Genomic DNA, 13,935 nt, shown 5'->3' on the forward strand with positions numbered 1-13,935 from the left:
TATAACGGTCGTAACGCAAAAGCGCCGCAGCGCAACGCGCGATCATTACCTATCGCGTCAGGCCGAACTGTCTCCACGGCCACCGCGCACGGTGGTTGTCGTTGAGCGGCACCCCCACGGCTGCTAGGCGGTGCCGCATGGCCAAGCCGAACCCCGAAGAGAAGACGTCCCGCCGGATCGGCGATCTCGCAATGGTATGGCGCCACGCCGCCAACTATCCGCGCCAGATCGCGTTTGCCGGCCTCGCGCTGATGACCACGTCCGCGGCGACGATCGGCATACCCTATGGCTTCAAGCGCGTGATCGATCGCGGCTTCGGCCCTGGCGCCAGCGGATCGGTCGGCACGTCGTTCCACTATCTGCTGATGATCGTCGTCGTGCTCGCACTGGCGACCGCGGTGCGCTTCTATTACGTCTCGTGGCTCGGCGAACGCGTCGTCGCGGACATTCGCACCACCGTGCAGCGCCACCTGCTTCGCCTGACGCCGCGCTTCTTCGAGGAGAATCGCCCGTCCGAAATCGCCTCGCGGCTCACTTCGGATACCGCGCTGATCGAACAGGTCGTCGGCAGCACCGTGTCGATCGCGCTGCGCAACACCTTCACCGGGATCGGCGGGCTGATCTATCTGTTCGCGATCTCGCCGAAGCTCGCCGGCATGCTGATGATCGGCATCCCGCTGATCATCCTGCCGATCGCACTGCTCGGCAAACGCGTGCGCAATTACTCGCGCACCTCGCAGGACCGAGTCGCCGATGTCGGCTCGATCGCGACCGAGACGCTCGGCGCGATGAAGGTCGTGCAGGCGTTCGGCCAGGAGGACCGCGAGGCGATCCGCTTCGCCGATGCGGTCGGCGCGACCTTCGCGGCGGCGCGCGCGCGCATCCTGCTGCGCGCGGTGATGACCGCGATCGTCATCGGGCTGGTCTTCGGATCGATCACGCTGGTCCTGTGGGAGGGCGCGATCGACGTCGCCGCCGGACGGATCAGCGGCGGCGCGATCGCCGCGTTCGTTCTTACCGGCGGGATCGTCGCAGGCGCGTTCGGCGCGCTGACCGAGGTGTATGGCGACCTGTTGCGCGGTGCCGGCGCCGCCGGGCGACTGTCCGAACTGCTGCGCGAGACGCCCGAGATCGCCGCCCCCGCCACCCCGGTCGCGCTCCCGCTGCCGCCGCGCGGCGCGCTCGCGTTCGAGAACGTCCAGTTCCATTACCCGACCCGCCGCGACGTCGCCGCGCTCAACGGCTTCTCGCTCGACATCAAGCCGGGCGAGACGGTCGCGGTCGTCGGTCCCTCGGGCGCAGGCAAGACGACGTTGTTTCAGCTCGTCCAGCGCTTCTACGATCCCGATGCGGGCCGCGTGACGCTCGACGGCGTCGACCTGCGCGACGCCGATCCCGCCGCAGTGCGCGCGCGGATCGCGATGGTCCCGCAGGAGACGATCATCTTCGGCGCGTCCGCGCGCGACAATCTGCGCTACGGCGACTGGACCGCGACCGACGACCAGCTCTGGGCCGCCGCCGAGGCCGCCAACGCGGCCGAATTCCTGCGCAAGCTGCCCGAGGGGCTCGACACGTTCCTCGGCGAGGGCGGCGCGCGGCTGTCGGGCGGGCAGCGCCAGCGCGTGACAATCGCGCGCGCGCTGCTCCGCGATGCGCCGATCCTGCTGCTCGACGAGGCGACCAGCGCGCTCGACGCCGAAAGCGAGCGGCTGGTGCAGGAGGCGCTCGAGCGGCTGATGGCGAACCGCACCACGCTCGTCATCGCACACCGCCTCGCCACGGTGCGCGCGGCGGAGCGGATCATCGTGATGAGCGACGGGCAGATCGTCGAGGAGGGCTCGCACGGCGCGCTGATGACCAACAGCGGCCTCTACGCGCGGCTCGCCAGCCTCCAGTTCAACGAGGCGGCTTAGCCTTTTTGGGTTTTGGCAGCGGCAGTTCCGCGGTCGAGATACGGACGAGTTCGGCAAGCCAGTCGGCGTCGTCCCAGCGATCGGCGTCGACCAGCAGGCAGGGTTTCGCGCCCGGATAGGGCGCCCCCTCGTCGATCGCGCCTGCGAACGCACGGCCGCCGGGGGTCGGCTTCACGAACAGCTGGTCGTCGCAGATCAACGCCACCATCCTGCCGTCGCAATAGACGCCAAATTCGCCGAACATCGGCTTTGCCGAGACGTCGCCCGCTGCTGCGAGCTGCTCGACGATGAACGCGACGGTTTTGCGATCGGAGGCCATTTAGCGATGCTCGCAGATCGACGCAGCCTTGGCGAGTCACTGTGTTTCTCTTGCGATGCCACGAGCAGGAGCGCAGAACCGGCGCAAACAGGAGGCGGATATGCGCGATTTCGACATCGTCATCTATGGCGCGACGGGCTTTACCGGTCGGCTGGTCGCCGAATATCTGACTCAGACCTATCCGAGCGGTGTCCGCTGGGCGATGGCGGGCCGGTCGCTGGCGAAGTTGCAGGAGGTGCGCGATCTGATCGGTGCGCCCGCCGACACGCCGCTCGTCACCGCCGATTCGGACGATCCCGCCAGCCTGCGCGCGATGGCGGAGCGCGCCACCGTCGTGATCTCCACCGTCGGCCCGTACCAACTCTATGGCAGCGCACTCGTCGCCGCGTGCGCCGCGACCGGCACCGGCTATGTCGATCTGTGCGGCGAGCCCGCCTGGATGCGCCACATGATCGACGCGCATGAGGGCGAGGCGACGCGCACCGGTGCGCGGATCGTCTTCTCGTGCGGATTCGACAGCATCCCGTTCGATCTCGGCGTGCTGACGTTGCAGGACGCGGCAAAAGCCAAATACGGCATCCCCGCGCCCCGCGTGAAAGGTCGCGTGCGGACAATGCAGGGGACGTTCTCGGGCGGCACCGCGGCCAGCCTCAAGGCGACGCTCGCCGCCGCCGCGCGCGATCCCGGCATCGTCAAGCTGCTGACCAGCCCGTTCGCGCTGACCCCGGGCTTCCAGGGGCCGCACCAGCCGACCGGGCTTCTCCCCGAATATGACACGACGCTCTCGGCCTGGGTCGCGCCGTTCGTGATGGCACCGATCAATACCAAGAACGTCCACCGCACCAACTTCCTGCTCGGCGAGGCGTATGGCGCGGACTTCGTCTATGACGAGATGATGGTCGCAGGGCTGGGCGACATGGGCAAGATGGCCGCGGAGGCGATCGCCAAGTTCAATCCGTTCGCGGGCGACAAGGGGCCGAAGCCGGGCGAGGGTCCGTCGAAAGAAGAGCGCGACGCCGGCCATTACGACCTGTTGTTCGTCGGCATCATGCCCGATGGCGCACGGATCGACGCGGTCGTCACCGGCGATCGCGATCCCGGTTACGGTTCGACCAGCAAGATGATCGCAGAGGCCGCCTTGTGCCTCGCCCAGGACGTGAGCGGCGACGGCGGCATATGGACACCGGGCGCGCTGATGGGGACGGTTCTGCGCGACCGGCTGGTGGCGAAAGCGGGGCTGACGTTCACCGTCGGCTGACGCTCTACCGCCGCTTTCCCTGGTGGCGGATGTTCATGGGCCGACCGCGGTGCTTAATCTGGCGGACCGGCTTGCGCCCGTCACGCGGCGGCGGAGCAGCCCCCTTCCCCTCGGGCATCTCGAAGCGCAGCGCCCCCGATACCGGGTTCGCCTCCGCGAGCCGCAGTTCCAGTGCCTGCCCCTGCGCGAACACGTCGCCGCTATGCTCGCCGGTCAGCGTGCGTGCGCCCTCGTCGAAGCGGAAGTACTCGCCGCCCAGATCGCGCACCGGCATCAGCCCGTCGCCGCCAATCCCCTCGACCGTCGCGAAGAAGCCGAAATTGGTCACGCCGGTGATGCGCACATCCATCACCTGCCCGACCCGCTCCGACAGGAACGCCGCGACATAGCGATCGGTGGTATCGCGCTCGGCCTCCATCGCGCGGCGCTCGAGCCGGCTGATGATCTCGCCGACCGACTCCATGTTGGCCGCGTCGTCTGCCGGCAACCCGCCCTCGCCTAGCCCGTAGGCGGACACCAGCGAGCGGTGCACGAGCAGATCCGCATACCGCCGGATCGGCGAGGTGAAGTGCGCGTAACTGCCAAGGCTGAGCCCGAAATGCCCATGATTGCCCGGCGCATAATAGGCCTGTGTCTGCGTACGGAGGATCTGCTCCATCACCTGCGGCCGGAAGTCGGCATCGCCGATCCGCTCGATGATGTGGTTGAACGTCGCCGGGCGGACGACCTGCCCCAGCGCGAACGGCACGTCGAACGTGTCGAGATACTCCTTCAGCGCCATCAGCTTCTCGCGGCTCGGCGGCTCGTGGATGCGATACATCACCGGCGCCTTCTTCGCCTCGAGCGCCTTGGCGGCGGCGACGTTGGCGGCGATCATGTAGTCCTCGATCAGCCGGTGCGCGTCGAGCCGTTCGCGCGGCGAAACCGACATGATCCGCCCCTGCTCGTCGAGCACTACCCGGCGCTCGGGCAGATCGAGATCGAGCGGCGCCCGCGCATCGCGCGCCTTGGCGAGCGACTGCCAGCATGCCCAGAGGGGACGCAGCACGGATTCGGTCAGATCGAGGTCGAGCGTACCGTCGATCGCCGCCTGCGCCTCTTCATAGGCCAGGTTCGCCGCGATCCGCACCACCGCGCGCGTGAAGCGCCACGACTTGAGCGATCCATCCTTGCCGATCCGCAAATGGCAGGCCAGTGCCGCGCGATCCGCGCCTTCCTTCAGCGAACACACCTCCGCCGACAGGATCTCGGGCAGCATCGGCACGACCCGGTCGGGGAAATACACCGAGTTCCCGCGCCGCCGCGCCTCGCGATCGACCTCCGATTTCGGCCGCACGTAGAAGCTGACATCGGCGATCGCGACGATCGCCTTCCAGCCGCCCGCATTGGCGGGATCGTCGTCCGCCTCCGCCCACACCGCATCGTCGTGATCGCGCGCATCCTCGGGATCGATCGCGACGATCGGCACGTCGCGCAAATCCTCGCGCCCCTCGCCCAGCGGCAGCTTGGACACCCGCTCCGCCTCGTCGAGCGCCTCCTGCGCAAACACGTCGGGGATGCCCAGCTTGTGGATCGCGATCAGCGAGAAGCTGCGCGCCGCAAACGGATCACCCAGTTTCGAGACGACGCGCGCGGCGATCTTCGGCGGCTTGCCCGCGAGTTCGGCCAGCACCAGATCACCCGGCGCCGCACCGCCCGCATCCGCGACCGCGAACTCACGCCGCTCGCGCTTGTCGACCCCCGTCAGCCACAGCCGCCCCCCGTCTTCACGCAGCACGCCCAATACCTGTTCGGACGCCGGTGCGAGCACCTTCATCGGATGCGCGATCCAGCCGTTCCCGGCCTCCTCGGTGCGCGCCAGGATCCGTTCGCCAACGCCCAGCGCCCCCCGCTTGCGTTCGCGCACGCGGAGCCGCGGCGGGGGCACGCCTTCAGCCTCCCACCGCTCGGGCACCGCCCAGACGTTGCCGCCATCGTCTACATCGACGATTCGCAACACCGTGACCTTCGGCACGCCGCCCATCTTGTGGAACGCGCGACCGGGGGCGCTGTCGATCAGCCCCTCGTCGGCCATGTCTTTCAACAGCGCCTTCAGCCCGATCTTGTCCTGAGCGCTGAGCCCGAAGCCCTTGGCGATCTCGCGTTTACCCGCGGGCACGTCGGAGGTGGCGATGAAGTCGAGGATCTGCTCGCGCGTCGGAAGACCGGCTTTTGGTTTGTACATGGATCAGAGATAGGGAGCCATCCGGTTCCCGTCACCTGTTCGATCACGTAGAAACCCAAGGATTTGGCATAGTATCTACTCGGACATATCAGCGTACCTCGGGGCGGTGATGTTTGCCGTTTCGCCAGCCGAGATCGGCTGGTACGCAGGTCTACAGGAGTGCAATCATGACCAAGACCATCGCAGAACCAACGGCGCCCGCATCGACCCCGGTTGCAACGCCGCGGGTGCCGCGCGGGACGGGGCGGCGGCTTCATGGCGCGATCGCGCATAAGTTGGGCACCGCAATCCTAGCGGGCGACTATCCGCCGGGCGACGTCCTGCCGGGTGAGGTCGCATTCTCCGAGACGCTCGACGTGTCGCGCAGTGCGTATCGCGAAGCGGTGCAGGTGCTGACCGCGAAGGGGCTGGTCGAGAGCAGGCCGAAGGCGGGGACGCGCGTCCTGCCGCGCAACCGGTGGAACCTGCTGGACCCCGACGTGCTGGCCTGGGCGTTTGCCGGCGAGCCCGATATCGCCTTCGTCCGCGGTTTGTTCGAGCTGCGCGCGATCGTCGAGCCCGCCGCCGCCGCGCTCGCCGCGGAACGCCGCGAACGCAGCGACCTGAAGATCATGAAGGATGCGCTCGCGGCGATGCGGCGTCACACGCTTGCCACCGAAACCGGCCGCGCCGCCGATCGCGAATTTCACGACGCGGTGCTGACCGCGACGCGCAACGACGCGTTGATCGTCCTGAGCGCGAGCATCGGTGCTGCGGTCAGTTGGACCACGCAATTCAAGCAGCGGGCGCGGGCCCTGCCCCGCAATCCGATCCCCGATCACGTCCTGGTCTATGACGCGATCGCGGCGGGGGATGCCGCGGCGGCCAGCGCAGCGATGCGAACGCTGGTCGATCTGGCGCTGGAGGATACCAAGCTGGCGATGGAGCGCTGAACCGCACCCCATCGCCCTGCAAGTCTCAGTGGACCGTGACGGGATCGGGCAACGCGTCGGTGACCTTCGACCCCCACACTGCGTAGAACAGCACGTACAGTTCGCATGCCGCGGTCAGCAGGAACGAGGTCTGCAGCCCGTAGGTATCGGCGAGCCAACCCTGAACGATCACCAGCGCACCGCCGGCGATCGCCATGATCAGCAGCCCGGACCCCTCCTCGGTCAGCGGTCCGAGCCCGCGGATGCCGAGCGTGAAGATCGTCGGGAACATGATCGAGTGAAACAGACCGACAGAGATCAGCGCCCACATCGCAACATGCCCCGTCGTGAACGTCGCGATCAGCATCACGACGAACGCGCCGATGCTTGCCCCGGCCAGCACGCGCTCGGCAGGAATCGTCCGCATCGCGACGCTGCCGAGCAGCCGGCCGACCATCATCCCGCCCCACAGGATGAACAGGTAATGCGACGCCTGTTCGTGCGTCAGATTACCGATCTGCGGCTGGCTGACGAAGTTGATGAACAGATTGGCAACACCAATCTCGGCAATCAGGTAGATGAATATCGCCGGGATGCCGAACACGAGGTTGCGGTGCGACCAGAGCGAGAGCCCCTTGCGATCAGCCTTGGCCGAGCGCTGCGTCGCCGAGCCCATCGCCGGCAGCGGGAAGCGCGCGATGACGATGGCCAGCACGACCAGCACGCCCGCGACGATCAGATACGGCAACACCACCGACTGCGCGTCTGCGAGTCGCTCGGCCGGCGTCAACACCGCAGTGGACCCGGCAACCGCGGTGCCCGAGGTCGAGCGCCCGAGGATCAGATACCCGCCGAACAGCGGCGCGAGCGTCGCACCCGCCGAGTTGAAGGCCTGCACCAGATTGAGCCGCGACGACGCGGTCTCGGGCGGCCCGACGACGGCGACATAGGGGTTGGCGGCGACCTGCAGCAACGTGATCCCGCTCGCGATCACGAACAGGGCGACCAGCGTGACGCCGTAGGACGGCAACCGCGCGGCTGGCACCATCATCAGCGCACCGACCGCCATCAGGCCCAGCCCGAACACCATCGCGCGCTGATAGCCGACCCGCTCGATCAGCTTGGCCGATGGGATCGAGGCGAAGAAATAGGCGATGAACCAGACGCTCTCGATCAGCGTGGTCTGCGTATAGCTGAGGTCGAACACGCTGCGTAAGTGCGGCAGCAACGTGTTGTTGATGACGGTGATGAAGCCCCACATGAAGAACAGGCTGGCCAGCAGCGTGAGCGCGGACCGATAGCTCGGTGCCCCGCCCGTCGTGGAAGGAGCCCCCGCTCCGACAGCATGTTGGGTCTGTATCGGCATTGCCATAGTCGCTCTATCCTCCACGCCATGTCGGTGACTGATCAACAGACTTTTTCCGCATGGCTTGCCCAAATTTCTGTTGTCCGACTATATAGCCCCACAAGGCGCGTCAACGGCGTCAACGGCGTCAAGCGATTAAGGACGGGAAGCGGAATGCGCGCAATCAGAAACTCGGGGATCATCGTGGCAACCTTGCTGGCTGCGCTGTCGGCGCATACTGCCGATGCGGCGGAGGCGAAGCGCGCGCCCGCCGGAACGTTGAAGGACGGCACCGCGATCGAGGCGATCACGCTCAGCAACGCGCACGGCGTCACCGCGCGTATCCTGTCCTATGGCGCAACGCTGCAATCGCTGATGGGCCCCGACCGCGCCGGCAAGATCGCCGATGTCATGCTCGGCTATGACGACCTCGCCTCCTATGTCGACCATCCGAACTTCTTCGGCGTGACGGTCGGTCGCTATGCCAACCGGATCGCGGGCGGTCGCTTCACGCTCGATGGCAAGGCGTATCAGCTGCCGCTGAACGACAAGACGAACTCGCTCCACGGCGGCGGCCAGGGCTTCGACAAGACCGCGTGGAAGGTCATGTCTGTCAAAAGCGGCCCGATCGCAACGCTCGTGCTCGGGCATCGTAGCCCAGACGGCGACGCCGGCTATCCCGGCAACCTCGATGTCACCGTGACCTACACGCTCGACGAAGCCGGCAATCTCGGCATCGCCTTCGATGCGAAGACCGACAAGCCGACCGTGGTCAACATGACCAATCATGCAATCTTCGATCTCGCCGGCGAAGGCTCGGTGGGCGGCATTTACGGCCACCGCCTGACGATTCCCGCCAAGGCGATCACGCCGGTCGACGACAAGCTGATTCCGACCGGCGCGTTGCAACCCGTCGATGGGACCGTGTTTGACTTCCGCAAGGGTAGAATCGTCGGCGAGGGCATCCGCGACGGCCGCGACCAGCAGATCCGTTATGGCCAGGGCTATGATCATAACTTCGCGCTCGACAAGGGCCTGACCGCCACGCCCGAGCTGGCCGCGCGACTGGAGGATCCGACCTCGGGTCGCGTGCTCGAAGTGCTGACGACCGAGCCCGGCGTGCAATTCTACACGGGCAATTTCCTCGACGGCACGTATATCGGCAAGCAGAGCCATCTGTACCGGATGGGCGACGGCATCGCGCTGGAGCCGCAAAAATTCCCGGACTCGCCGAACAAGCCCAACTTCGTCTCCGCGCGCGTCGATCCCGGCAAGCCCTATCATCATGCGATGATCTACCGCCTTTCCGTCGCCCGCTGACCCCACCGCTCCCCCCAGGAACTTCCCGATGACCGACATGCCAAAACTCCCCCAGCCGCTCCGAAGCCGCGCGTGGTTCGACAACCCCGAGAATATCGACATGACCGCGCTCTATCTCGAGCGCTATCTGAACTTCGGGCTTAGCCTCGAGGAACTGCGCTCGGGCAAGCCGATCATCGGCATCGCGCAGACCGGCAGCGACCTGAGCCCCTGCAATCGCCACCATCTCGTGCTCGCCGAACGCCTGCGCGAAGGCATCCGCGAAGCAGGCGGCATCGCGCTCGAATTCCCGGTCCACCCGATCCAGGAAACCGGCAAGCGCCCGACCGCCGGGCTCGACCGCAACCTCGCCTATCTGGCGTTGGTCGAGGTGCTCTACGGCTATCCGCTCGACGGCGTCGTGCTGACGATCGGCTGCGACAAGACGACGCCCGCCTGCCTGATGGCGGCGGCGACCGTGAACATCCCGGCGATCGCGCTGTCGGTGGGGCCGATGCTCAACGGCTGGCACAAGGGCGAGCGGACCGGCTCTGGTACGATCGTGTGGAAGGCGCGCGAGTTGCTCGCGACCGGCGCGATCGACGATGAGGGCTTCATCAAGCTCGTCGCCTCGTCGGCCCCCTCGACCGGCTATTGCAACACGATGGGCACCGCGACGACGATGAACAGCCTAGCCGAAGCGCTCGGCATGCAGCTGCCCGGATCGGCCGCGATTCCCGCGCCGTACCGCGACCGCCAGGAGGTCGCGTACAAGACCGGCAAGCGCATCGTCGAGATGGTCGCCGAGGATCTGAAGCCGTCGGACATTCTGACCAAGGAGGCGTTCCACAACGCGATCGTCGTCAATTCGGCGATCGGCGGTTCGACCAATGCACCGATCCACCTTTCGGCGATCGCGCGCCACATCGGCGTCGAGCTGCCGATCGACGACTGGCAGACCCACGGCCACAAGGTGCCGCTGATGGTCAACCTGCAGCCGGCCGGCGAATATCTCGGTGAGGATTATTACCACGCCGGCGGCGTCCCCGCGGTGGTCGGTGAACTGATCAAGCAGGGCCTGATCCACGAAGACGCGATGACCGCGAACGGCAAGTCGATCGGCGACAATTGCCGGACCGCGACGATCGAGGACGAGCGCGTGATTCGCCCGTTCGCGACGCCGCTGAAGGAAGACGCGGGCTTCATCGTCCTGCGCGGCAACCTGTTCGACAGCGCGATCATGAAGACCAGCGTGATCTCTCCCGAGTTCCGCGAACGCTATCTGTCGAATCCCGCCGACCCCGAGGCGTTCGAGGGCCCTGCGGTCGTGTTCGATGGTCCGGAAGATTACCACCACCGGATCGACGACCCCTCGCTCGGGATCACCACCGACACGTTGCTGTTCATGCGCGGCGCCGGTCCGATCGGCTATCCGGGTGCCGCTGAGGTCGTCAACATGCGCCCGCCGGCATATCTGATCCGCGAAGGCGTCCACGCACTCCCCTGCATCGGTGACGGCCGCCAGTCGGGGACATCGGGTTCGCCCTCGATCCTCAACGCGTCGCCCGAAGCCGCCGCGATGGGCGGGCTCGCGCTGATCCGTACCGGCGACCGTGTCCGCATCGATCTCGGCCAGGGCAGCGCCAATGTGCTGATCTCCGATGACGATCTCGCGGAGCGCCGTCGTGCACTGACTGAAGCGGGTGGCTATGCCTATCCACGCTCACAGACGCCTTGGCAGGAAATCCAGCGGGCGACCGTCGGCCAGATGGAAACCGGCGCGATCCTGGAGGGTGCCGAGAAATACCAGCGCATCGCCCAGACGATGGGGCTGCCGCGCGACAACCACTAACCGCAAACGGCGTACGGATCGCGATGTCAGCATACTGCCATGACTCAATCCGTACTCCGCGCCTTGGCGGCCCTTTGCGCGCTGATGCTCACGACGAGCGTCGGCGCGCAGACCGCCAGTTTCGAAGACTTCAGCTATGACGGTCGGTCGCAGGAGCGCGTCGCCGCAGGGCCCAATGCATACCGCAATCCGATCCTGGCGGGCTATTATCCCGATCCGTCGATTGCCCGACTCGGCAACGACTATTATCTCGGCAATTTCAGCTTCACGCATTTCCCCGGGCTGCCGATCTTCCGGTCGACCGATCTGGTGAATTGGCCACAGATCGGTAACGCAACATCGCGGCCGAGCCAGCTCGTTTTGGCGGGACGCGCCGTGTCGCAAGGCGTCTTCGCACCCGACGTCTCGTGGCACGCCGACGTGTTCTAAATCGTCAACACCTGCGTCTCGTGCCAACGCAATTTCGTGTTTCCCGCGAAGGACCCGGCCGGGCCGTGGTCAGAGGCGATCTGGTTGCCGTTCGAGGGTATCGACCCATCGCTCTATTGGGAGGGCGGCAAGGCCTGTATCGTCAACAACCGCGCGCCGAACGAGCCGCCGCGCTATGACGGGCTCCGCGCGATCTGGGTGCAGGAATATGACTGGCGCGCGGGCAGGATGGTCGGGCCGAGCACGCAGATCGTCAATGGCGGCGTCGACCTGGCGACCAAACCGGTCTGGATCGAAGGGCCGCATCTGCTCCGCCACGACGAGTATGCTATCTGATCGCAGCCGAGGGTGGCACCGGCGACAATCATTCCGAGGTCGTGTTTCGATCGAAGCGCCTGACCGGCCCGTTCATACCCTATCCGCACAACCCGATCCTGACGCACCGCGGTCTGCGCCTGGATCGCCCCAACCCAATAACGTCCGCGGGTCACGTTCAGTTCGTCCAGACCCAGAGCAGCGAATGGTGGGCGACGTTTCTCGCAACGCGCCCCTATGCGCCGAACGCTATGCGATCGGCCGCGAGACCTTCCTGTTGCCGGTAACGTGGTCCGATGGCTAGCCGCATATCCTCGCGCCGAATACGCCGATCCCGTTCACCGCGCCGAGGCGGATTTATTCAGCGGTCAAAGACGAGATGCTGGCTGAAGAACGGAACCACGTGATCCTGAAAGCGCAGCGCGACGTTGCTGGTATGCGTGCCCGGGTAGATCGTGAAGTTGTTGGCGATGCCGTAGCGATCGAGCGCCGCATGCAGTCTTGCAGCATCGTCCTTTAGATCATCCTTGTCGCCGACATCGATCGCGATCGCGCGGTAGCGGCGCAGATTGCCGACATATTGATCCAGCATCGCGAGCGGCGCGTTCGCGGCCCAGCGTGCGAGCACGTCAGGCTGCACGACACCGTTCTTGATCGGCAGGTCGAGGAATAGCGGCGGCGCGGCCGGATCGGGCGACCATGCCGCCGCGCTCGCCAGTTGCGCGCGTGTTCCCCAAGACAGCGTGGCAGCATCGCCCGCCGATCGCAGCGCGCGCACGCTGTCTTCGATCGCCGGGTCGAGCGCCTTGGCATCGCGCGGCGACAGGCAGCAGGGGCTCATCATGTAGAGCGCCCCAAACATATCAGCATGTTTTAGCCCGATGCGCGTGGTGCCATACCCCCCCATCGAATGCCCGGCGAGTCCGCGGCTCTCGCGCCGCGCGATTGTCCGATAATGCGCGTCGATATACGCGATCAGATCGCGCGCGACGAACGTCTCGAAATCGCCGGTCGTGACCGAACTGGAATACATCGATCCGTTGTGCACCGTCTTCGCATCGGGCAGCACCAGAATCATCGGCCGCGCACCCTTGGCGAATGCGCCTTCGACGGTCTGCGGGACATGGATCTCGCCGATCCACTGTGCCGCGCCTATCGAATAGCCATGCAGCGCATAGACCACCGGATAGCGCCGCTTGCGATCCGCGGCATAGCCGGGTGGCAGGATTACGATCACGTCACGGTCGGCTGCATTGCCTTCAAGATTACCTACGATCGAGGCGCCATGGACTTTGATCCGTTCGATCGTAACGAGCTTGGCCCCAACCACCGCCGGCGTCGCGTTGGTGTCGACCTGGGCGACGGAAGGATTGGTCGCAAGCGCGACGCCGACGAGGACCGCCGTCATCGTCGAACGACGGAATCCTGTCTTGGGCAAGGTCATCGATCCCCTCCTGTTCTGATTTGATCTTGATATCGCTATCACCGATGCGGTGCCTATGAGAGTCTTAATCCCGGTATTTCGTCATCTCGGCCAGGGTCGGATCCGCATCGTGATAAAGGTCTTGCCGGTTTGCCTGGTCAGGCTATACCGGACGATGTGAGCGATACCATGGCTACTCGGGCCCTGTCGGTTCGGTGTGATAAATGGTGCGCGCGACGACTTCCCGGCCCCGGCAAGGACCGGTTCGGGAGGAAGGAGAGTTGAGCGGTGATGGGGTACCAATTCGCATATAGTCCTGAGTCGGAGCGAGCGTTTCCGCGCGCGATCCGCGCCCTCGCATCGAGCCGGATGACGAACGCGCGCGCGGGCCCGGCGCAGCCGCAGACCAAGCCACAATCCATCCCGCGACCCGCCGCGGTTTCGACCATCACGACGATCGGCGACGTCCTGCTGCACGGCCGCCCGGTGACGCTCGAGGCGAAAACCAAGCATTTCCCCGGTCTGCTGGGTCCGGTCCGGTACTCTCGGCGGGCGAAGCGCCCGCTGGCGGATGTGCCGCATTACCGCGACCTGCTGCGCAAGATCGCCGAGCGTGGTCCGTCGACACGATGACTCTCTTGCACCGA

At 66.1% G+C, this 13,935-nt stretch carries 10 protein-coding genes and 1 pseudogene; 7 read left to right on the forward strand and 4 right to left on the reverse strand.

Going from position 1 to position 13,935, the window contains the following annotated elements; all coding sequences use genetic code 11:
- Window positions 1–137: 137 nt before the first annotated feature.
- Window positions 138–1,913 (forward strand): ABC transporter transmembrane domain-containing protein, encoded by a 1,776-nt coding sequence (locus ASF00_RS10805; protein ID WP_055878375.1) that lies wholly within the window; start codon window positions 138–140, stop codon window positions 1,911–1,913.
- Here the strand turns inward: ASF00_RS10805 and ASF00_RS10810 are convergent.
- Complete coding sequence (locus tag ASF00_RS10810; protein WP_055878378.1) at window positions 1,897–2,232, reverse strand: TfoX/Sxy family protein; 336 nt, start codon at window positions 2,230–2,232, stop codon at window positions 1,897–1,899. The genes ASF00_RS10805 and ASF00_RS10810 overlap by 17 nt on opposite strands.
- Before the next feature lie 100 nt (window positions 2,233–2,332).
- Between ASF00_RS10810 and ASF00_RS10815 the strand changes: the two genes are divergently transcribed.
- Complete coding sequence (locus ASF00_RS10815) at window positions 2,333–3,490, forward strand: saccharopine dehydrogenase family protein (protein WP_055878380.1); 1,158 nt, start codon at window positions 2,333–2,335, stop codon at window positions 3,488–3,490.
- A 4-nt stretch (window positions 3,491–3,494) separates the two neighbouring features.
- On the opposite strand, the gene ASF00_RS10820 is transcribed toward ASF00_RS10815, so the two are convergent.
- On the reverse strand, window positions 3,495–5,714 hold the full coding sequence (locus tag ASF00_RS10820) for a ribonuclease R family protein (RefSeq protein WP_055878383.1): 2,220 nt from the start codon (window positions 5,712–5,714) through the stop codon (window positions 3,495–3,497).
- A gap of 167 nt (window positions 5,715–5,881) precedes the next feature.
- Between ASF00_RS10820 and ASF00_RS10825 the strand changes: the two genes are divergently transcribed.
- Window positions 5,882–6,646 (forward strand): FadR/GntR family transcriptional regulator, encoded by a 765-nt coding sequence (locus tag ASF00_RS10825; RefSeq protein WP_082463372.1) that lies wholly within the window; start codon window positions 5,882–5,884, stop codon window positions 6,644–6,646.
- Between the two features lie 25 nt (window positions 6,647–6,671).
- Here the strand turns inward: ASF00_RS10825 and ASF00_RS10830 are convergent, their stop codons facing one another.
- The gene (locus tag ASF00_RS10830; protein ID WP_055878385.1) at window positions 6,672–7,997 is read right to left on the reverse strand and encodes a sugar MFS transporter; all 1,326 of its coding nucleotides are present in this window, start codon (window positions 7,995–7,997) and stop codon (window positions 6,672–6,674) included.
- A gap of 147 nt (window positions 7,998–8,144) precedes the next feature.
- Between ASF00_RS10830 and ASF00_RS10835 the strand changes: the two genes are divergently transcribed.
- The 3 genes and pseudogenes from ASF00_RS10835 to ASF00_RS18035 form a co-directional block, all read left to right on the forward strand.
- The gene (locus tag ASF00_RS10835) at window positions 8,145–9,290 is read left to right on the forward strand and encodes an aldose epimerase family protein (protein WP_055878386.1); all 1,146 of its coding nucleotides are present in this window, start codon (window positions 8,145–8,147) and stop codon (window positions 9,288–9,290) included.
- A 28-nt stretch (window positions 9,291–9,318) separates the two neighbouring features.
- Window positions 9,319–11,121, forward strand: a complete 1,803-nt coding sequence (locus ASF00_RS10840; RefSeq protein ID WP_055878390.1) for an IlvD/Edd family dehydratase — start codon at window positions 9,319–9,321, stop codon at window positions 11,119–11,121.
- Between the two features lie 84 nt (window positions 11,122–11,205).
- A pseudogene (locus ASF00_RS18035) lies at window positions 11,206–12,166 on the forward strand (glycoside hydrolase family 43 protein); the annotation flags it as partial.
- 60 nt (window positions 12,167–12,226) lie between these two features.
- Here the strand turns inward: ASF00_RS18035 and ASF00_RS10855 are convergent.
- On the reverse strand, window positions 12,227–13,309 hold the full coding sequence (locus tag ASF00_RS10855; protein WP_082463373.1) for an alpha/beta hydrolase: 1,083 nt from the start codon (window positions 13,307–13,309) through the stop codon (window positions 12,227–12,229).
- 348 nt (window positions 13,310–13,657) lie between these two features.
- On the opposite strand from ASF00_RS10855, the gene ASF00_RS10860 reads away from it, so the two are divergent.
- The gene (locus ASF00_RS10860) at window positions 13,658–13,921 is read left to right on the forward strand and encodes a hypothetical protein (RefSeq protein WP_055878396.1); all 264 of its coding nucleotides are present in this window, start codon (window positions 13,658–13,660) and stop codon (window positions 13,919–13,921) included.
- Window positions 13,922–13,935: the final 14 nt, after the last annotated feature.

Origin of the sequence: Sphingomonas sp. Leaf34, from assembly GCF_001421805.1 — a bacterium.
Classification (GTDB): Bacteria; Pseudomonadota; Alphaproteobacteria; order Sphingomonadales; family Sphingomonadaceae; genus Sphingomonas.

Excerpts from the sequence above, each read along its gene's own strand:
- ASF00_RS10860 (WP_055878396.1), top strand. The coding sequence starts at position 13,658 with ATGACGAACGCGCGCGCGGGCCCGGCGCAGCCGCAGACCAAGCCACAA.
- ASF00_RS10820 (WP_055878383.1), bottom strand. The coding sequence starts at position 5,714 with ATGTACAAACCAAAAGCCGGTCTTCCGACGCGCGAGCAGATCCTCGAC.
- ASF00_RS10840 (WP_055878390.1), top strand. The coding sequence starts at position 9,319 with ATGACCGACATGCCAAAACTCCCCCAGCCGCTCCGAAGCCGCGCGTGG.
- ASF00_RS10835 (WP_055878386.1), top strand. The coding sequence starts at position 8,145 with ATGCGCGCAATCAGAAACTCGGGGATCATCGTGGCAACCTTGCTGGCT.
- ASF00_RS10805 (WP_055878375.1), top strand. The coding sequence starts at position 138 with ATGGCCAAGCCGAACCCCGAAGAGAAGACGTCCCGCCGGATCGGCGAT.
- ASF00_RS10810 (WP_055878378.1), bottom strand. The coding sequence starts at position 2,232 with ATGGCCTCCGATCGCAAAACCGTCGCGTTCATCGTCGAGCAGCTCGCA.
- ASF00_RS10830 (WP_055878385.1), bottom strand. The coding sequence starts at position 7,997 with ATGGCAATGCCGATACAGACCCAACATGCTGTCGGAGCGGGGGCTCCT.
- ASF00_RS10855 (WP_082463373.1), bottom strand. The coding sequence starts at position 13,309 with ATGACCTTGCCCAAGACAGGATTCCGTCGTTCGACGATGACGGCGGTC.
- ASF00_RS10825 (WP_082463372.1), top strand. The coding sequence starts at position 5,882 with ATGACCAAGACCATCGCAGAACCAACGGCGCCCGCATCGACCCCGGTT.
- ASF00_RS10815 (WP_055878380.1), top strand. The coding sequence starts at position 2,333 with ATGCGCGATTTCGACATCGTCATCTATGGCGCGACGGGCTTTACCGGT.